This is a genomic window from Sinobaca qinghaiensis (assembly GCF_003610495.1).
Classification (GTDB): Bacteria; Bacillota; Bacilli; order Bacillales; family Marinococcaceae; genus Sinobaca; species Sinobaca qinghaiensis.
This window is the reverse complement of sequence record NZ_RAPK01000009.1, coordinates 351,747-371,517: the sequence shown is the minus strand read 5'-3', so window position 1 is coordinate 371,517 and position 19,771 is coordinate 351,747. Positions and strand designations below refer to the sequence as shown.

The following is a 19,771-nucleotide window of genomic DNA, read 5'->3' as shown; positions in this document are numbered from 1 at the left end:
TATAAAAAGATCTAAGCTGTTAAGAGGTGATCCCGGTATTATACCGGGATCATTTTTCATTAGATCCCACTGATATCTTTTCTTTGGATAAAATATGGAAATCAATAATGGTACAATAAAAGAAATAGATATGCTGCATAAGGAGGACATTACATTGAAGCACATCATGGTATATGCCGGCAGCTTATTGCTGCTGACGGCTTGTATGAACGGAGCGGGAAGCACCACGTACGGGGTGGAGAATGAGAAGGCGGAGAATGAAGAGGATGCATTGTTGGCAGGCAACGCTTACCAGGTCACTATGGATGATTCATTCGAGCGCCTTTCCAACTATGAAGGGGGTGGACCTGATCAGCGTATGTTTTTTTGGCAGGAAGCCATGGCAGATGAATTTGATTTCAACCTGGATACCACTCAATTGCTGAGGGAAGAAGTTCCGACGATAGAGATTAATCCCATCAACAAATATGAGTACATATTTGTACATGACTATTTAGATTTTGATCACACAGAAGAAGAAGCACTAGAGGTCAAAGAAAAGGTCAAGCAAGACGTGGAGGAAGGGACCGGCACACATTTGGAGGACATAAAAGATGCGTACATAAGATGGGTAGATAATTTGGTAGAGGAAGAGGTAACGGTTCTCACTAATGAAGAAAGCGACATCGATCCTTTCACTTATATGGTGAAGCACAAAACAGAAGCCGGAACTCTTCGTTATGAATTATTTGGAGAAGCAGAACAAGACTATATACAAGCTACATTAACCATTCCGAGTACGGAAGAGGAGAATGAAGCGCTGTTTGAGACAATGCTTGGTTCGCTTCAGTCTATTACGTTTGATACGGAAGAGTTTGACGATAATGCGGTAATGAAGGAGACCCCGGCACGCTTGGCCTATGAGCCTTCGAACAATTTACTGGGAGAATACCCGGAGGTCGGATATTCTTTTAATTTTCCTGAAGCAGCAACGTTTAGAGGCTCTTATCCTGCTTATCATGTGTATCGCTACACGTTTGGTACGCCTTATGAAGAAACGGTGGAAAAAGAAAGCGATATCCCTCGCAGTTCCGATTTGGTCATTCGGGCAGAGAAGCTGGAAAATGCCCCCACTCGAGAAGAAAAAATACGGAACAGAGCGGCGGAGGATTTTGTGGGATTTGGGAATAATTATGTGCGTACAATTGATTATTTGCACGAAGAGGAGGAATTTGACACAGGCGTTTTTACAACGGCTGTACGCGCGGAATTTGATGGATATGAAGAATACTGGTTTTTAAAAGAAATAGATGGGCACGTGTACGAAGTGTTTTTTGATCTCACTTTTGACACGGAGGAGTATGACGAATTGCGGGAAGATTATTTCGACGTGGTTCAATCATTTGAGATAACAGATGTGGAAGAATAGCTTGTTTGGTAGGAGAGGTGTGAAAACCGATATCTCTCTCATCCTTATTTTTCTTTTCTCTAAGAAGTAGACTGTTTTCCGTTCGTAAATATGTAGGTGAAATAAAAAACGACCGTAAAGTTAATTTAAACATTTAGGGACAAATAAATAAAAGAATTTATTCCATAAGCCTGTAACAAATAAAACTTCCAAAAGATTTCATACTATTTTTTGAAATATAATTATATTTTACGTAAAATGCACAGTATTGGGTAATACATAATCAAATAACTACAAGCTAGGAGGTGTTGTTATATGGAAAACATCACATGTCATGGTCAACTAAGTCAAAAAGAGTTTGTTATGCTTCGTTTGTTTGATTCCCGAAAGAGGCTTGTGTTAATATCTCTTCCATTTTTTCTTCTTGTATTTATTTTCTTATTACTGATGAACTTGGTGGATGTATATGCTCTTTCTGGGTTGGCTGTTCTTTTTTGGTCGTTAGCTATTACTCTGTTATATTATGCTTTGGGCATCTGTATGATGTATTTTACATCTCAAAAAATTTACCAAAAAGATCCTTATACGAGACGTACCAATACATATTTTATTAACGAAGAATATGTATTCCAACAAAATGAGAGAGGAGAAGCGAAACATATTTGGGAGGAAATTCATCAAGTATTTGAGTTTGCTAATATGTTTATTATATACCTAGCTCCAACGAGAGCCGTGGTTTTACCTCATCGATTCTTTGAATCGAAAGATGATAGGGAGATTGTCAAAAAAACGATGAAACAATGTGTGGACAAAGATAAACTGCATCTTAAAAAACATTCATAACCTTTTATAAAGAATGGTGTTAGAATGTTGACGACATACAAAGCTGAGCATAACTCGTACAGCAATTAATATACGTGGGATGATTAAGAATCTGTTTTAAATAAAAAGAGAGAAGATAAGTTTACGTAAGCTTATCTTCTCTCTTTGTTTGTAAAATCGTACTTTTAGGAACGGTATTGATAAAGAACAATCATTCCTAAATTTTTATGGAATAGTTGTCCAGTATAGATTTAAAACTTTTACTGCTCCAACATTAAAAGTTTTAAACTTTGTACAAAAAACTTTATAATGAAGAAAAATGGGGAGCTTAAAAGTAATTTCTACGAGGGGTGATTAGAATAAAAAACATTGAAAACTTTCTAAAAATAAAGCTTGAGTCAATAGCGCCATTACATGCCGATGCAGAGAAGGCAATTTTATATAGAAACTTTTATGATGATATTTCAAATGAAACATTGGCTCATACGTTTTCTATCATTCATAGCAAACTTAACGACCTCTTTTCATTTATGAATCATAAAAACAGTCCAGGTAGAGGAGGGCATTATAATGCGGATGCAAGCCGCGAATTGATCGACCTCCTTAAAGAAATAAGAATAATTCTAGCAACTCTTGAAAGAGAGCCTTCTGAAGAAACTTATCAAATCGATCATACATATCAAGAAATTATAGAAAAATGTAGCTTTTTTTTAAGTTCCTCGGGAGGCAGCCCTATCCCTGATGAATTTCCGATAATAGAGACTATTGATCATCAGCCAATTTTTATTCCTGCCTTTTCGATAAGTATTCCAAGTCCGGTAAAAGTCGTGAATGCTCGTTTACAATTAATTGGGGGTGGTTCATATGCCCAAGTGTTTCATTACAAAGATCCTAATTATGGTTTAGATTTTGCTATCAAAAGAGCCAGACCAGAGTTAAGTGAGGAAGAATTAAAACGGTTTGAAATAGAATTCGAGCAATTAAGTAAACTTGATTCGCCTTATATTATTAAAGCCTATAAATATGATAAGGATAAAAACGAATATACTATGGAATTTTCTGATCAAACGCTTGAGGAATACATGAAGTTTGAAAATCAAAATCTTCCCTTGAGTAAAAGAAAAAATTTAGTGGGACAAGTGCTCAGGGCTTTTAGCTATATTCATGAAAAAGGTCTTTTACATAGAGATATCAGTTATCGAAACATTTTACTAAAGCATTTCGATGATCGATCTTCGATTGTGAAAATTTCAGATTTCGGCTTAGTCAAAATTACAGAAAGCCAGTTGACTAGACAAGGAACTGATATAAAAGGGACCTTAAATGATTATTCTGATTTAAGTAGAATTGGCTTTGGGAATTATAGTATTGAACACGAAACTTTTGTTCTTGCCAAAGTAATTTATTTTATATTGACTGGAAAACAATCTAACTATCCAAAAGAGAAAAATCAAGCATTGAAAAATTTTGTGTTGAAAGCCATATCTTCCCATAAAACAGAACGTTTTAAAAGTGTTCAAGAATTGCATAAAGTATTAAATGAAAAGGTTTATCCTACCCTTTCGTAAATGTTCTCCTTAGGTTACTGGTTTTTCTCAACTCCTATGCAACACATAACTTAAAATTGATGCAAGTTATCGCTTAAAGTGACAAGAAGGTTTATCCCTTCTTCTTCATCCTCTCAAAAACCATCGTTTTTAAAGGGGGCTATAATAAAGATAAAATCATGTTGTATAAATCGGAAAATCAGAGCTTAAAGTAGCATCATAAACTTTATTCGTTAAAAAACGACCTCCATTATTGTAACAAATAGTTGAGGTCGTCTTTTTATAGCTGTAAATCCACAAGTATAAGAGAAAGAATCTATTTTCACACACAAAAAAAGGAGGGGTTTCCCCCTTCCTAGATAGTGGCTATATCTCTTAATTACGCGACAAGCTGCTCGACGATTACACAGTTTTTAGAGTTAAAAGCAGCCAATCACTTGAAGTTTAATCGATACTTTGTTTTTTCGTAGAATTATAACTCGGGATTGTACGCTAATTTAGCGGTTTTAAAACGAATCACTCTATTTCTTCTTGCTAGAGTAAAATGAGTATAATTTATTTGTTTTGGTATTGATTGGATGAGGTAGAGGCCGAAGGTTCTTCTATCGACTGATAATGGCGTCTTGGTTTATCACTTGTATAGTCTTTCAATGGAGGTTTTTGATGGGCGCGAGTAAAAGAGACTGTTTTGGCTCTTTTTTGGTGAATAGAATCTCTACGCTGTTTGGCTCGATGTTTACGGTAGTTTTGGCGAGCAATCTGTTGGAGCTGATCCATGCGTTCTTTTATTTCTTCAGAATCGCGAACGTCTCTCGGGTGATCCATACGAACACGAAGGAGTTGTAACTCCTGCTTTTCTTCATCGTTTAGAAAATCTTTTAATTTTGGCTTTGGAGAGTTATTCATCTACAACGCCTCCTTTTTTATAGTATATCATACCCTGAATGGAGAAACCTGATTCGTGTTAGCTGTCTTCTTTTTGGGGGGAGACATCTGCTTCTTCTCCGTTCTGAGCAGGTGAGTATTGGGAAGCTTGATCTATGGCTTCCTCCCAAGTTTCTTCAGTGACAAAGTGGGCTAGATATTTTGGATTAATACCTAACCAAAGAAGGTATCTTGCTCCATCAACATCATTTGGATCCAACCTTTGAGGGTCAATTTGAAAAGGGGAAGACTCGTATTCCCACTCCGCATCATGTGGAAGATTATCTTCATCTACTAGGCTGTCGAGCTCTGGATCATTAAAGTAGTCCGGTTCTACGTTCTCAGCTTCATCTTCGAGTATGTTATAAGAGGCAAACGCAAATGCTCTGTTTTTGTTAATTATTTCATTGGATAACTTATCCTCTATCCCGCCGGAAGACATGCTATTAGCGATAAGATATGTTAATCCATTAATTCCAGCGATTATAGATATACCAATTATTTCTCCCACATTTTCCGTGGAATTTAAGAGGTTCGAGCCAAGAATACCGGCAAGTGATCCGGATACAATAAAGATTAAGCCATAAGGAACAAAGGTTAACCGACCAGGGTAACTAGATCGAGGCCAGATGAAATTCCAGAATCGGAACCACCAGTTTGTTTTTTCTTTAAGTGTGGCTTTTGGAAATTTATCGTTGTTTAATTTTCGATTCATGGAGATATAAGCGAAGGTGATTAGACCGCTCATGCCTCCAAAAATAATTGGCAGTACAAGATAATACTGCCAATTGTAATCGCCAAAAAAGGCGTTCAGTAAATTCATCGGCTAGTCCCCTTCTTCTTCCTGGAAGGATTTGGCTTGCAGGTAAGCATTGAAATATCGGCAAGTTTTTGATTTTATGCATCATATACGCCATCAGTCTGTAGGTGTTTTCTGTTTATGAATTCTTATAAATGGAAAATATATACATTAAAATTTTCAATATTTACCGTTTTTGAGATTTTGCTTGAGTACTGACCTGTAGTTCTTGGCCTATCTCTCTTTACCATAGATTACATAGAAATATGTAATAGTTTTCAAATACTACTATGTCTGATAGTTAAGGAGATTTTAGTTCTCCATCAAACATTTCTCTCATTAAATTAAATCATGTTTCTTATATTTAAATATTGTACCAAAAAATAATCAGTTTTGTTTATTAAATAAAATCTTTATTATAGATCTTTAAGCCTGCATGTTCCGAATAATTCCGTTTTCTCAATAAGTATCGCTCCGTTGTCCGAATGGAAGCGTGGTCCAATAAATCGCGGACAGACGTCAAGTCGGTACCTTGTTTCAATATGTAATGGATGGTGTAGTGCCGGCACGTGTGCGGCGTAGTCGGATAGCGGCGATGCTGTACGAATGGAAACGGCGCCGTGGCCATGAGCTTACTAAACCGGTCGTCCAGTTCACGTAGTAAAGTGCGGCATATCGCTTCGGAAACAGGGCAGTGTCGACGCTAAAGTCGACAATCGGCTGTTCTTTATCTCGGAAATACGTGAGAGGCTGCTGCATCTCGTGTTCATGCAGGTCTCGATCGACGATTTCTTGGGACGGCTGCGCGACCGGGGCTATTTGTCGTCGTTAAATCGGTCGGCACCATGATTTCTCGATATAAAAACCGTAAAAACTGCTTGATTACCGTGCTTTGATGCGACAAGGTGGAGACTTTATAGCCCTTGTTCCGTTGAGAGTCAGCTGATACGCATACACGCGTTGAGAGGTAATCCTTCGCAGGCCCCATAGGGCTTCACATGCTGGATAAACAAACGCAACATTTCCAAATATTTTCGTTTCGTCCGGTCGGTGCGACGCGTTCGCAGCGTCTTATGTTGATGCACATATATAGAGAAGGAACTCGTCTGGAATCGTCCCCCATTCCACCCACCCCCTCGAATCCGTCAGAAGAGATTTGTTGATAGAGGTGGTCTTGGATAAAAGAGGTATGCTCATCGAGAGATAATGACATCGATGACGTGTTCGATGTAGAAAGCTGGGAGGGTTTCATGTACATTTCATTTTTTCTATAATTTCACAAATCGAAAATAAACAAATAATTAAAAATCATATCTAGGGTATTGCTCGATGGGAAATGTCTTCCGTTTGTCTAGTTTACGGGGAACCCTAAGGAAAGACAACATTTCCTTAGGGTTATTCTTAGTAGTCTTACATCTATTAAACCATATTAAAAAACTCAAATTTGCTTCTTTATAATAATCTCCTCAGGCCTGCCGGCGGGACGAATGCAGCATCTATTGATACAATAAATGCGTTGGGGTAAAAACCTATTCAGCTGAAGGAGGAGTCATACATTGGCACGTTTACAAGATAAAGTAGCGATTGTTACCGGGGCAGCCGGTGGTATTGGTTTAGGAACCGCGAAGCTTTTTGCAGAAGAAGGGGCAAAAGTCGTCGTAGGAGATGTTCAGTTTGACCTTTTAACAGAAGAAGCAGCTAAGATTAAGGAAGAGGGAGGCGACATTACCTCTCTTTATTTGGATACGGCTTCGGAAGACAGCTGGAAAGAAGCGGTGCAGAAAACCCTGGAAACGTATGGACGGATCGATATCCTTGTCAATAACGCAGGTATTCACATACCAAATAAAATACTGGAAACGTCACTGGATGAATGGCATCAGGTGATGAATATAAACGGTACGGGCTACTTTCTCGGAATGCGCGAAGTCATTCCGGAAATGCAGAAAAACGGCCATGGATCCATTATTAATATCGCATCGATTTCCGCACTGACAGGCACCGGAGCCGCAAGTGGAAATGGCACGGCCTACAGTGCCGCAAAGGGTGCCGTCCGTTCGTTAACCAAGCACGTAGCCGCTCATTTCGCAGAAGAACACATTCGTGCGAACAGCATCTTTCCCGGTCCGATTAAGACGCCTATTATGGGAGAGAGGCAGAAGACGATTAAGGAAGATAACAAAAACGATGTTCCTCTGCCGCCACATCACGGAGAAGCTAGTGATATTGCCTACGCCGCGCTATATTATGCTTCCGAAGAATCCCGGTTTGTTACCGGAGATGAAACGGTAATTGATGGAGGATCCGTTTTATAATGTTTATCAAAAAACCTCACTGCCTTTTAAAAGGCAGTGAGGTTTTCACTTAACGGTAAAATAGAAGAAGCTTTCCTTTCCGGGTGAGGCGGTGGGTCGTTTGAAAATAATTTTCTTCTTCGAGACGTTTTCGCCCATGCGAAATGGCTTCTGCATCTTCTTCATACTCAAATGATTCATTTAAAAGGACCGTGCTGTCTTTATCATATACGGTTAAGTAATACATCATCATGAATCCCTCCGATTTGTTGAATGAACAGTCATTCATATTATAGCTTTATATTACGCTGAAACATAATGGGAAGCAAGACGTATAGACATGAAATAATCATATTTAGGTAGATATACAGCTGTATTTTTGTATATGATGGTAGAGGAGGTGTTTGACCGCCGGTGAAAAAGAAAAAACGCAATATATATTCCTTATTTATTACAATTAGTGTTGTCCTCTCCGCTGTCATCATTCTTTTTTTTATTGCGCTGGGAAATCAACAGGAGCCTCAATTAAGAGAGTATGGCAGCAGTTTTGCGGTAAACGAAATTCCGGAAGAATTTATTCCTGTTTATCAGGACGCTGCAGAAGAGTATAATGTGTCCTGGGAGCTGCTGGCTGCCATTCACCGGGTGGAAACCGTGTTTTCGACGATGAATGAGCTGGAAAGCCCGGTAGGGGCTCTGGGCCATATGCAGTTTATGCCATGTACGTTTGTAGGCTGGAACTATCCGGGCTGCGAAGGCAACGGCAGCCTCGATATTCCGGAAAGTGAACTGACAAGTGTGGAAGTTATTGAAGAATACGGAGGGTACGGGACGGATGGAAATGGAAACGGCCGTGCTGATCCGTATAATTTAGAAGACGCCGTCTATTCCACGGCTAATTACCTGGCTTCCAACGGAGCGGGAAGCGGCCGGGAGGAAGCCGCTATTTTCAACTACAATCAGGCTGACTGGTACGTGGACGAAGTGCTTGAATACCGGCGGGCCTACAGCGAGGAATACGTGGCCGTAGAGCTATCTGACGAAGAGAAAAAGCATATTAATTAATGAATACAAGAGAGGAGGGCGTTGAATGATTGAACTGCTGCTGGATATTACCTGGCTTGAAGTATTATTTTTTATGACTTCCTTGTTTTATGCAGGATTCTTTTCTGTATCCTACCAGGGCGGTTCTTTTTTTCAACCGGGCTGGCTTGAAAAAAAGCAGCCGCCCTCTCTGCTTCAGACAGGTATTACGCCGACTGTTAAAAGAAGGTTTACGTTTGTAAGGAGAAAAGTGCCTGTTCTGATGGACCATTCGATAGATGAAGATCCTCCCGTATTTAACTCTGCTGCATCATAAGGAGATTAAATATGGGAGGAAATAGATATGAAAAGAAAAATGGTATTTTTGCTGGTCATCGTGCTTGGCGTGACGGCACTGTCCGGTTGTGGAATAGAGAGAGAATTTATTACACCGGAGAGCCAGGGAGTATGGAATCATTATTTTGTGTATCCTTTCTCATGGGTGCTTACCCAGCTTGCCCTGATTTTTCAGGGAAGCTACGGCCTGGCTATTGTAGCAGCGACGATCGCTGTGAGGCTTCTGCTCGTGCCGTTATTTGCAAAACAGCAGCGCAGTTCGCATGAAATGAAAAAAATTCAGCCGCAGATGAAAGAAATACAAAAGAAATATAATATGAAAGATCAGACAGAAGCGCAGAAATACCAGCAGGAAGTGATGAAGCTGTATCAGACAAGCGGGGTTAATCCTATTGCAGGATGTCTGCCGATCCTGATTCAAATGCCGATTCTGATGGCTTTTTATTTTGCGATTGTCCGTACCGAAGCTATCGCCGGCCATTCTTTTTTATGGATGAACCTGGGCGACCCGGATCCGTATTTTATTATGCCGCTTCTTGCAGGAGCCGCTGTGTTTCTGCAGACAAAGATTACCTCAGGCGGTCAGGAAATGCCGGATATGATGAAGCCGATGCTGTATTTGATGCCGGTTATGATCATAATTGCCGGTATAGCACTGCCTTCAGCCTTATCACTGTACTGGGTTACCGGGGGAATATTCATGATCCTTCAGGCGCTGATTTTTAAGAAGAAAAGAGAGAAATGGGAGCAGGAACCCGTAAAATAATACCGAAGCTGATGATATAATAGTATCATCAGCTTTTTTTATACCAAATAGAAAAAATCCACAGCATATCTTCACGGATAGAAGGGAATCCGGATACTGACATAACGTTTGACTGAAAGGATGAACAAATGATGAGGGCAATCCGTTTTATCCACGCGGCAGACTTACATATAGGAGCGCCTTTTGCCGCTTTAAAAACAGCGGATACAGGCATGCAGGACGAAGTACTTAAAAGCACCGAAACGGCAGTTGAAAGAATGGTCAGGGCGGCAGTACGCGAATCTGTTGATTTTCTGCTGTTAGCCGGTGATCTATTTGATCAGAAAAGCCGCAGCATCCGCGGCCAGGTTTTTTTAAAGCAGCAGTTTGAAAGACTTGAGAAGGAAAAAATAAAAGTGTATATCATCTACGGAAACCATGACCCGGTGGAAGGCAATTACGCACCCGTGACATGGCCGGACAACGTACATGTATTTTCGAATAAAGGAGAATGGGCTGTACACCGGGTGGATGAAAAACAGGCTGTACATATTTACGGCTACAGCTACGAGAAGCGGGAGGTAACGGAAAACATTGTTCCCTTTTATGAGAAACAGCCCGGCGGCATGCTGCATATTGCCCTGCTTCACGGCCAGCAGCTTGAATCCACCGCGCCTCATCAGCCGTATGCTCCGTTCCGCCTGCAGGAATTAAAGGACAAGCAGATGGACTACTGGGCGTTGGGTCATATTCATAAGCGGATGGAACTGGCGCCAAATATACATTATCCCGGATGTATTCAGGGACATCATCTAAAAGAAGACGGAGAAAAAGGCTGTCTGCTCGTGGAGCTGTCTCCCGAACAGACAACAACAAAATTTATGCCGGTTTCCCCGTTCACCTATGAAAGGATTACGGTGTCGATCAATCAGATGACTTCTATAGAGGAGCTGCATACAGCGTTGGAGGAAACACTGGAAACCAGGTTTACGGGAAGCATCAAAGGATGTGCTGTCCGCTTAATAATAGAAGGAAGCGGGCCGCTTCATGACGTGCTCCGGCAGGAAGCAAAGCGGGAAGAAATGCTGGAGTGGCTTGGAGAGGCCGGGAGAAAATCCGTTCCTTTTTATATAGTAGAATCAATAGAAAACAAAACGATGCAGCAAAGCGATATTGATGCATTTGAGCAGCTGTTGTTTACCGGGGATTTAAAAAAAGCAGCGCAAACTGTAAAAAGCGGAGAAGCGAACCTGAAAGATAATTGGCCGTCTCTGAAAAATTCGGCAGAGCGGTATGGAATAGAAGAACCTGCGGCAGAAGAATTAGTAGAGGAAGCGCTTCATCTTATTCGGGAAAAATGGTTAAGGAGAGAAGCGGATGATCATTAAAGAACTTCACATATACGGCTTTGGAAAGTGGATCGATACGACGATATCCTTTTCGGACGGCCTTGTTATTGTGCAGGGTGATAACGAAGCGGGCAAATCCACGCTCCGTGCCTTTATTTTATCGATGTTGTTTGGATTTCCCTCCAAAGTAGAAAAGCGGAAAAGCTATCGGCCGAAAGAAGGCAGCCGCTACGGAGGCAGAATGATTTTTATCTCCAATGAGGGAAAGCAGTTCACCCTGGAGAGGATAGAAGGAAGGAAAGTTGCCGGGGATGTTAAAATCCGTGATGAAGCAGGAGTGCTGCAGGATGACAGGTGGCTTGAACAGTATCTGCACAGGCTCGACAAAACCACCTACCAGGATATTTTCTGCTTTGGAGCAGAGGATTGGAGCGAACTGCAGCAGTTAAAGGCGGATTCGCTCAATCAGTATTTATACGAAGCCGGCATGACCGGCACGAAGCATATGATGGAAATTGAAAAAGAAATGACCCAGGAGGCGGGAAGCTGGTTCAAGCCCCAGGGCAGAAAGCCGGTGATTAACCAGCTTCTGGCATCGATAAAAGAGAAAAAAGCTGAGATTGTACGGTTTGAACAGGATCTGGAAGAATACGAAAACCTGCAGGAAAAAGTAAAAACCCTGCAGGAGCAGATCAAAGACCGGCAGAAAGAGATGCAGCAGCTTTACTACCAAAAGGAATGGATCCGCCGCAAAAAAATGCTGCAGCAGACCCTGTCCGAAAAAGAAGAGTTAGAGGCAATGGCCGAAGTGTATCAACCATATGAAAAGCTGCCTTCTACTTTAAAACAGCAGTGGGAGAGCATCCAGGATAGAAAAAGAAATGCAGAGCAGATGCTGGAAGAAGCGGAAGCAGAATACCGCGAATCGATAAAGTCGGTTGTAGGAAAAAGCTGCTCTCTGCCGCTGCATAAAGAAAAGCATGTGATTCATGACTTAAAAGAAAATCTGCCGCTCCGGGAAAGCAATAAGCAGGAGACAGAGCAGCTGGCGTTGAAACTGGAGCGAATTACTTCCGCCAAAAAAAAGCTTTTTCAAAAGCTGGAAGTAGAAGATGAGAGTTCCGTTCCTTCACAGTTACCGAGTATAGCTGGAGAAAATGATTTTCATTCCATCCTCAGCAGAAAGCAGACGCTGCAGGAAAACATTTATCTGTCTTCCAAAGAAGCAGAAAAGCTGGAACAGCAGAAAGCCTTTTATGAAAGAGAAAAGGAAAAAAAGGCTTCCGTGCCTCCCGGAGACGAGACCGTTTCCAAGCAGCCGGAGGAAGTGATGAACGGCGACTCCAGCGGGGAATGGAGCAAACTGCTTTTCTTCCTGAAAGCCGCTGCCTTTATTTTTACCGTGCTGGGATTGTGGGAACTGTTTACCGGCTCCTGGTTCGAAGGCATGACCATGCTTGTGGCAGGAATTGCTGCGCTTGTGCTGTTTCTGCTGCAAAAACAGCAGGACATCCAAAAAGAAAAGCAGCAGTCCAGAACAGATCAGGAAAAACATATGGAAGCACAGCACAGAGAGCAGGCTCTGGCAGCCATTGACCAAAACATTAACCTGGAAGCAAGACGAATCGAGTCTGTTCTCGCCCAGTTGGATAAAGAAATGCAGGAGCAGAAAGACCTGGAGCTGGAATTAGCAGAATGGTGCAGCCGCTGGGGACTGCCAGCTTTCCCGCTGGCCGGGGCAGAGGATTATTTTCAGGCATGGAAAAATCTCAAAAACGAAATCGAAAATGAAAAAGAGGCAGAAGAAGAGCTTGCTGCAAAACAAAAGCAGGTCAATGATGTAGACCAGGGCACAGTACGTTTGTATGAACGCCTGCGCCTGGAAAAAAAGCTCCCAACAGCCCAGTCGATTCATTATGCTGCGGATCTGCTGAAACAGGAGGAGGAACACCTGCTTCAGGTTAACAGCCAGGTAGAAACAGCAGAAAAAAGCAGATTGTTTTTGAAAAAGTGGAGCCATGTAAACGAGCAGCTGGAACAAGAACAGCACGATTTTCTGCAATCGTATGAATGGTCTTCAGAAGAAGAACTGCTTCAGGCGGCAGAGGGGAAAGAAAAATACCAAAGCCTGCAGCAGCGCAGGCAGATGGCCGAAGCCCAGTGGCGTTCCCAGGTTCTTGCCGGGGAGCAGGAAGAAGAGCTGATTGCAGCATTAAAGCTTCCCGGAGACTCAGAAGAAGAGCTTAAAGAAGCGGACAATCACATTCGTTCAGCCCAGGAAAGTATTCAATCATTACATGAAGACGAGGCCGCTGCCGCCCGGCATATTTACGTACTCGAAGAAGGTGGAGGATACGAGCAGCTTCTGCAGCAGTACCAGAACCTTAAAGAATCCCTTTCCGGCCATATGTACCGCTGGAAGGTATGGAATACGGCAGTGTATTTAATGGAAGAGGCAAAATCCGTTCATGAAAAAGAAAGACAGCCGGAAGTGCTGAAAAAAGCGTCGGACTATTTTCAGCAGATAACCGCAGGTGAGCATGTTCGTGTGTTTTCGCCGATGGGTGAAGAGACGATTATGGTGGAAAGCGCCGCGGGCATCGTTTTTACACCGGAGGAATTAAGTTATGGTACGGCAGAGCAGTTGTATCTGTCTTTACGGCTGTCCCTGGCAGAGATATACGAGAAGCAGCGCAATGACAGTATTCCGATGACAATAGATGATGCGTTTGCCCATTTTGATGCTGCGAGGCGGAGGGAAGCATTTACCTTGCTCTCTTATATCAGCAGGAGCCGCCAGGTTATTTATTTCACGTGCCATGATTATGCGGAAGTTCCTGGATTAAAAGATAAAATAATCGTTTTGGATAAAGGGGACCGGGGTGAAAGGTAGCGCCTTTTAACAAACATTGATACCATTATAATGAACGCCTCAGTGAAAGGACTAAATATATGAGTGAGTACAAAGTATATCTGGCAGAAGATGAAAAGAATTTATCTGAAATATTAAAAGCATATATGACAAAAGAAGGCTGGGACGTCGTCGTGTTTGAAAACGGCGATGATGCCATCGCTGAAGTTGAAAACACGCCTCATTTGTGGGTGCTCGACATCATGCTTCCAGGTACGGATGGATATCATGTATTAAAAGAGATCAGGGCTCATAATGAAAATACGCCCGTTATTTTCATCAGTGCCAGAGACCAGGATCTGGACCGGGTGCTTGGCCTCGAAATGGGAAGCGATGATTACCTGTCCAAACCCTTTCTCCCGCAGGAACTGATTATCCGGGTGAAAAAGCTTTTAAAAAGAGTGTACGGGGAGATAGCGCAGGAAAACAAGAAAGTGGAGCTTAATGATTACATCGTTGACGCAGAAGCACGGGTGGTTATTGATACCCTGGATGAAGATCGTTCTATTGAACTGACGACCAAGGAAATGGATCTGATTCTGCTGTTAACAGAAGATGTCGGAAAAGCTCTGTCCAGGGAAGATATTATCGAACAGGTCTGGGGAGAAGATTATTTCGGGTCGGAGCGGGCAGTGGATGATGTCGTAAGACGAGTCAGAAAAAAAATGTCCCGCATCCATCTTGAAACACTATATGGATTTGGGTACCGAATTTTATCGTCATGATGAAGCTGAATTTGACCAAGCGTGTCTATCTGTCGTTCATCTCCCTTATCGTTCTTGTCGGACTGACGATGATCATTGTTTATCCTATTTCCATTCAGGGGACGCTGACGGAGGAAACGTACCGCATTATTGAGGAAGAACAGGCAAGAAGCGCCAATCCTTTCAGCGAGTATTTTACACCGCCTGAAGAAGACTTTGATTTTATTGAACGCCAGGAAGCAGAAAGGTCTGTCGGGCACTTGTTTCTGCTGAATGAAACAGGAACACTGCAGGGAGGACAGGTCCCCGACAGCGTGCTTCAGGAAATGATATCAAACGCGGTTGATCAGGAAAATGATCAGGAGCGTTTTGAAATGACCTACAACGATGCGACTTTATTTTATGTGATTAACCGGATTGAATCAGATGGGGAAGAAGCCTACCAAATTTCCTACATGTGGGATACATACAGAGACTTAATGGTATCAAGGCTCTGGGAACGCCTTGCCTATCTGCTGCTGATTACAAGCGCTCTCAGTTTCCTGCCGGCTATATGGCTTAAACGATATTTGAGCCAGCCTCTCCGTGTGCTCGGCAATCAATTTGAGCAGATTGCCAAACGAAATTGGAGAGAGCCTTTTCATCTTGAAGGAGATGATGAGTTTATACGGCTTTCCAATCAGTTTGAAGGAATGCGCCAGAATCTCATCCGCTACGACAAGGCCCAGAAAACATTTATTCAGCATGCCTCGCATGAACTGAAAACGCCTATTATGGTCATAAAAACTTATGCCCAGTCGGTAAAAGACGGTATTCTTCCTAAAGAAGATATCGAAAAAACGATGGATGTTATTTTGGAAGAAGCCAATCGGATGGATAAGCGGGTAAAAGATATGCTTTATTTTACCAAGCTCGATGCCATGAAACGAGATACTATTAAATTAGAAGAAATGATGTTCGGAAGTGTTGCTTTCCGGATTGAAGAGCGTTTTCGAATGAAACGCGGTCACGTTAAATTTATTATTGAAGGCGCCGACGTGGAAATGACGGCTGATAAAGAGCAGATCCAGATTCTGCTGGAGAATCTTATAGAAAACGCGATGCGTTATGCCGAGGATAAGATCTGGATAAAGGCAGAAGAAACAGCCGATACCGTGATAATTTCCGTCCGTAATAACGGCACGCTGATTCCTGAAGAAGAGCTCGATCAGATATTTACTCCTTTCCAAAAAGGAAACAAAGGACAGTTCGGACTCGGTCTTGCTATTGTACAGCGCATTGCCGAGCTTCACGAAGGCACCCATGAAGCGGTTAATGAAACAGACGGCGTTTGCTTTAAAATAACCATCCCAAAATCTTTAAAGCAGAGAATAGAAGAACGGTAAAAAAGGATGGGCGGAGGCCCATCCTTTTTGTGTTCTATTCGATTTTCATGAAGATATTAGAGTTATCGTGTCTGCTTATTCTTCTTCTGCAGGCATGTCGAGCCAGTCTTCATAAGATGGTTCTTCTACGTTGATATTGGCTTCTTCCATCAGGTTCTGCATTACTTCTGTTTCATCAAGACGCTGTTCCTGCCTTAATGCTTCCTCAATGTCTCCTTCGAGTTCTTCATACGTATCGCGGATTTCGATGAGTTCAATAATGTGGAAGCCGAACTCGCTTTCAATAGGTTCGCTTACTTCTCCTTCTTCCATGCTGAACACAGCTTCATCGAATTCAGGAACCATCTGTCCTCTGGTGAAAAAGCCAAGATCTCCTCCCTGTTCGGCAGAACCGGGATCAGTGGACATATCAGTAGCTACATCCTCAAAGCTTTCTCCATCATCAAGGCGGGAGACGGCCTCCTCGGCTGTTTCTTCATCTTCTACCAGAATATGGCGGGCATTGGCAGATTCCAGATCTTCCTGGTTTTCTTCAAAGTACGCTTCTTTGTCTTCTTCAGTGACTTCTACATCTGCTTCAGCCAGCTCATACACTACAACCTGAGGCTTCAGGTAATCTTCTTTGAAGTCGTCAATGGATTCGATCTGGACGCCCAGCTGATTTTCCATAAGAGTAAGAAGCTCTTCATCTTCCTGAACGCCGACCTGTTCTTTAAAGTCAGCTAATTCTTCATTAAGGCGTTCGTCGGTAATCTCCATCTCTTCTGCCTGTTCTTCGATTAAAGCACTTTGTACCATATCGTTAAAAACCTGAGAGCCATATGTGTTTTTTAGTTCTCCGGTAAATTCTTCTTCGGTGATTTCTCTATCATTGACCTGTACAACGGTCTGCGAATTATCTGATGACTGTTCTTCATTATCATTACAGCCCGCAAGAAAAAGCAGTCCGCTCGTTCCCAAAATGGCAAATAGTTCTTTTTTCATGTTCAATCCAGCCCCTTATTATGTATATACCGTGCCACTCTTTACTATATCATAAATTGAAACGCAGTTTTACCTATTTATTTTCCATCGTTTTCTTTCTCTGCTGGCATGAACTTGTGTAAAATAGAAAGAGTACGAAAGGTAAAAGTAAATAAAGACAAAGAAAGAGAAATGAGTGAGGGAAAAGTGGGGAAAAGACGAATTATTTGGAAGTGGCTGTTTCTGGGTCTGCTGATAGTCAATTTATTTATCATTGCTTTCTTATTTATACTGCTTGTCCAGCCGTTCAGCGGCAGTGAAGAACAGACAGAAGAGAGGCAGCTTGAAAGAGAGCCGTCCGAAGGCTTTCAGCATTACTTTACGCTCAGTCTTACGACGGACCAGCTGAAAGAAATTATTGAAGAAGAATGGCAGGAAGAACAGCTTGAACTTGATGTCGTAGACAGTCGTCTGCTTCAGGCCAATCTTCCGCTTGAAATTTTAGGAAATGAAGTGAATGCCACATTTGAGTTTGAACCGGAAGCGCTCGACAACGGCAATATGGCTTTTCATCAGGAGAATTTCTCGCTCGGCGGGATTACGCTGCCATCATCGATCGTATTAACGCTGCTTGAAAGTCAGCTTGATGTGCCTGAATTTGTAGAAATCCAGCCATCTGAAGAGCAGATTGTGGTCCATACAAATGATATTGAAGTTGGGGAAGGGTTTTATACCCAGGCAGAATCTTTTAATTTAGAAGAAGACGATATCTCCGTTTATGTAGGCAGAATGGAAAATTAAATAAAAATAAAAACAGCCTGCATTTTTTATGCGGGCTGTTTTATTAATATATGCATGCCGTGCTGTTTCTTTTCAATAAAGCAGTGTTTAGGCGCTGTGAGCAGCTGTTTCACGTAAATATAATCGTATAACGTAAAGCCGGCGTTTACAGCAAACAAAATCAAAAAGTAAGGAAGCAGCGAGGGCATAAAGAAAGCACCAGCAGCGGAAAACAGGCCGGTAATCAAACATGGAAATATCATAGAAAAAATATAAACATTCTTGCTGATCGGCTTTTTGGAACGGAAAACCAAATAAGGAACATTTCGTTTTTTCGTCCGTTCGATGGTCAGGGACGTATGAGACCCGACAGTAAAAAGCGGCAGGTAGTGAAGCAGAATATGCCCCGGAAACAATATTCCTATAAACAGCAGAATGCCGATAAAGCTTATATCAGCATATACCGGAGATGTATGCCAAAAACTGAAAAATAAATAAGTCATAATAAATGTAATCATCATTAGTCCAGCAGCTCCAAATTGAAGCTTCTTAGGATTGTATTCTCTTTTAACGTTTATTGATTTCCAGCAGTTCACGGGAAACCCCCTTCTCTTTCCAACTATCTATTTGATTAATCTAATCCCTATTGGAAGAAAAAGCAAGGGGGTGGGGAAATGTTTAAAAAGTCTAACAATTTGAAAAGGATATCACAAAAAAACTATGCCGGAGTTACCGGCACAGCTTCGAGAGAGTTATTCTTTTTCTGCGTGATATTTCGACACAAGGTTTCCGTCTTTTTCAAGAAATTCATCATCAAAATTTGAGAGCGATGCATCAAAAATCTCCATAAAATCTTCTCCATATAAATGACGGACAATGGTAATCAGTTCTGAAAAATCAGGAAACTTTCCGTAAAGCTGTTTGATCGGCATAGCTCCTTCATAAATACCAAACGTATCTTTCTCATATTCTTCAAATGTCTGCAGCAAAAGCTCACTGCCTTTTTCCGTTAACTCAATGTACGTGTTTCTTTTGTCAGTCGTTTTTTTAGAAAAGCGGAGAAGCCCGCGTTCTTCCAGTTTCTTTGAAAAGTTAAATGCAGTAGATACATGCATCACGCCGAATTTAGCAATATCTGATATAGAGGCACCCTCCAGCTGATAGGAAATCAATAATATTTGATGCTCATTGATATTCAGGTCAAATGGCTTCACCCACATCTGCCAGTCTTTCTCTACAGATTTCCATAACGCTTTCGTAAGCTGGGCCATTTTGTAACTGAACATAAGAGACTGTTTTGATCCGGCAGGCATTGATTCCAAGGTAGGTCCTCCTTTCAAAAAAAGTATTGTAAAAAAAAGTGGGAATACATTCATTTTTCAGAAAAGGCCGGAAAATGGAATGATTATTTGAGTTCTTTACGAATCTTTTTATTCAGCTGAGATACTGCTTCGGAAATTTCCTTGATCTGTGATTGGATCGTTTCTACTTCAGGTTCCACTTCTTCTTTATAGCGGGTATATGTTTTACTCATTTCTTTGGAAAAACCATCGACTGCTTCAAATCCTTCTGCGGCCATGTCCTGCCAGTCCTGCATCAGCCTTTTTCCCTTTTTGGAAGCACTGGAATCGCGCCAGTATGTCCAGTCGCCGCGGATCAGCGCGTCCCGGTTTTTCCGACCGGAGGATGGAGAGGTAAGCAGCATAATAATACTTCCTGCAATGGTTCCTACAGAAATTCCTAATACTAATGATTTCGTATTCATTAGAACTCACTTCCTT

20 protein-coding genes are annotated in these 19,771 nt (G+C 41.8%); 12 read left to right on the top strand and 8 right to left on the bottom strand.

Annotation, left to right across the window (positions count from 1 at the left end):
- Positions 1-154: 154 nt before the first annotated feature.
- The 3 genes from ATL39_RS11660 (at position 155) to ATL39_RS11650 (ending at position 3,777) form a co-directional block, all read left to right on the top strand.
- Complete coding sequence (locus ATL39_RS11660; protein ID WP_120193525.1) at positions 155-1,408, top strand: hypothetical protein; 1,254 nt, start codon at positions 155-157, stop codon at positions 1,406-1,408.
- A 294-nt stretch (positions 1,409-1,702) separates the two neighbouring features.
- Complete coding sequence (locus tag ATL39_RS11655) at positions 1,703-2,230, top strand: YcxB family protein (protein ID WP_120193524.1); 528 nt, start codon at positions 1,703-1,705, stop codon at positions 2,228-2,230.
- 329 nt (positions 2,231-2,559) lie between these two features.
- On the top strand, positions 2,560-3,777 hold the full coding sequence (locus tag ATL39_RS11650; protein ID WP_120193523.1) for a protein kinase domain-containing protein: 1,218 nt from the start codon (positions 2,560-2,562) through the stop codon (positions 3,775-3,777).
- A gap of 534 nt (positions 3,778-4,311) precedes the next feature.
- Here ATL39_RS11650 and ATL39_RS11645 read toward each other — a convergent pair.
- The 3 genes from ATL39_RS11645 to ATL39_RS17690 all read right to left on the bottom strand — a co-directional run bounded on the left by ATL39_RS11645 (position 4,312) and on the right by ATL39_RS17690 (position 6,107).
- The gene (locus ATL39_RS11645; RefSeq protein ID WP_120193522.1) at positions 4,312-4,662 is read right to left on the bottom strand and encodes a hypothetical protein; all 351 of its coding nucleotides are present in this window, start codon (positions 4,660-4,662) and stop codon (positions 4,312-4,314) included.
- A gap of 58 nt (positions 4,663-4,720) precedes the next feature.
- A complete protein-coding gene (locus tag ATL39_RS11640; RefSeq protein ID WP_120193521.1) occupies positions 4,721-5,503 on the bottom strand; it encodes a hypothetical protein in 783 nt (260 codons plus the stop codon).
- Between the two features lie 376 nt (positions 5,504-5,879).
- The gene (locus tag ATL39_RS17690; RefSeq protein ID WP_120193520.1) at positions 5,880-6,107 is read right to left on the bottom strand and encodes a tyrosine-type recombinase/integrase; all 228 of its coding nucleotides are present in this window, start codon (positions 6,105-6,107) and stop codon (positions 5,880-5,882) included.
- 928 nt (positions 6,108-7,035) lie between these two features.
- Here ATL39_RS17690 and ATL39_RS11630 point away from each other — a divergent pair.
- A complete protein-coding gene (locus tag ATL39_RS11630) occupies positions 7,036-7,794 on the top strand; it encodes an SDR family NAD(P)-dependent oxidoreductase (protein ID WP_120193519.1) in 759 nt (252 codons plus the stop codon).
- 49 nt (positions 7,795-7,843) lie between these two features.
- Here the strand turns inward: ATL39_RS11630 and ATL39_RS11625 are convergent, their stop codons facing one another.
- Positions 7,844-8,026, bottom strand: a complete 183-nt coding sequence (locus tag ATL39_RS11625) for a YhzD family protein (protein ID WP_245960979.1) — start codon at positions 8,024-8,026, stop codon at positions 7,844-7,846.
- Positions 8,027-8,187: 161 nt separating this feature from the next.
- Between ATL39_RS11625 and ATL39_RS11620 the strand changes: the two genes are divergently transcribed.
- The 7 genes from ATL39_RS11620 to ATL39_RS11590 all read left to right on the top strand — a co-directional run bounded on the left by ATL39_RS11620 (position 8,188) and on the right by ATL39_RS11590 (position 16,247).
- The gene (locus ATL39_RS11620; RefSeq protein WP_245960978.1) at positions 8,188-8,838 is read left to right on the top strand and encodes a lytic transglycosylase domain-containing protein; all 651 of its coding nucleotides are present in this window, start codon (positions 8,188-8,190) and stop codon (positions 8,836-8,838) included.
- A gap of 25 nt (positions 8,839-8,863) precedes the next feature.
- Positions 8,864-9,133 carry a hypothetical protein gene (locus tag ATL39_RS11615; protein WP_120193517.1) on the top strand — a complete coding sequence of 90 codons (270 nt, stop codon included), beginning with the start codon at positions 8,864-8,866 and terminating at the stop codon, positions 9,131-9,133.
- 27 nt (positions 9,134-9,160) lie between these two features.
- Positions 9,161-9,919 carry a membrane protein insertase YidC gene (gene yidC / locus ATL39_RS11610; protein WP_120193516.1) on the top strand — a complete coding sequence of 253 codons (759 nt, stop codon included), beginning with the start codon at positions 9,161-9,163 and terminating at the stop codon, positions 9,917-9,919.
- 128 nt (positions 9,920-10,047) lie between these two features.
- On the top strand, positions 10,048-11,286 hold the full coding sequence (locus ATL39_RS11605; protein ID WP_120193515.1) for a metallophosphoesterase family protein: 1,239 nt from the start codon (positions 10,048-10,050) through the stop codon (positions 11,284-11,286).
- On the top strand, positions 11,276-14,140 hold the full coding sequence (locus tag ATL39_RS11600) for an ATP-binding protein (RefSeq protein WP_120193514.1): 2,865 nt from the start codon (positions 11,276-11,278) through the stop codon (positions 14,138-14,140). The genes ATL39_RS11605 and ATL39_RS11600 overlap by 11 nt, the downstream gene beginning before the upstream one ends.
- A gap of 59 nt (positions 14,141-14,199) precedes the next feature.
- The gene (locus tag ATL39_RS11595; protein WP_120193513.1) at positions 14,200-14,883 is read left to right on the top strand and encodes a response regulator transcription factor; all 684 of its coding nucleotides are present in this window, start codon (positions 14,200-14,202) and stop codon (positions 14,881-14,883) included.
- Complete coding sequence (locus ATL39_RS11590) at positions 14,880-16,247, top strand: sensor histidine kinase (protein ID WP_120193512.1); 1,368 nt, start codon at positions 14,880-14,882, stop codon at positions 16,245-16,247. The genes ATL39_RS11595 and ATL39_RS11590 overlap by 4 nt, the downstream gene beginning before the upstream one ends.
- 75 nt (positions 16,248-16,322) lie before the next feature.
- Here the strand turns inward: ATL39_RS11590 and ATL39_RS11585 are convergent, their stop codons facing one another.
- Positions 16,323-17,231, bottom strand: coding sequence for a foldase protein PrsA (locus ATL39_RS11585; RefSeq protein ID WP_120193511.1), 909 nt, complete (start codon positions 17,229-17,231; stop codon positions 16,323-16,325).
- A 186-nt stretch (positions 17,232-17,417) separates the two neighbouring features.
- Here ATL39_RS11585 and ATL39_RS11580 point away from each other — a divergent pair, with 186 nt between their 5' ends.
- On the top strand, positions 17,418-18,011 hold the full coding sequence (locus ATL39_RS11580) for a YpmS family protein (RefSeq protein WP_211326987.1): 594 nt from the start codon (positions 17,418-17,420) through the stop codon (positions 18,009-18,011).
- Between the two features lie 26 nt (positions 18,012-18,037).
- Here ATL39_RS11580 and ATL39_RS11575 read toward each other — a convergent pair whose 3' ends face one another.
- From ATL39_RS11575 to ATL39_RS11565, 3 genes are all read right to left on the bottom strand, one after another.
- The gene (locus ATL39_RS11575; protein ID WP_120193509.1) at positions 18,038-18,586 is read right to left on the bottom strand and encodes a DUF3267 domain-containing protein; all 549 of its coding nucleotides are present in this window, start codon (positions 18,584-18,586) and stop codon (positions 18,038-18,040) included.
- 156 nt (positions 18,587-18,742) lie between these two features.
- Positions 18,743-19,303 carry an HTH-type transcriptional regulator Hpr gene (locus ATL39_RS11570; RefSeq protein WP_120193594.1) on the bottom strand — a complete coding sequence of 187 codons (561 nt, stop codon included), beginning with the start codon at positions 19,301-19,303 and terminating at the stop codon, positions 18,743-18,745.
- Between the two features lie 92 nt (positions 19,304-19,395).
- Positions 19,396-19,755, bottom strand: a complete 360-nt coding sequence (locus ATL39_RS11565; protein WP_120193508.1) for a YtxH domain-containing protein — start codon at positions 19,753-19,755, stop codon at positions 19,396-19,398.
- Positions 19,756-19,771 lie beyond the last annotated feature (16 nt).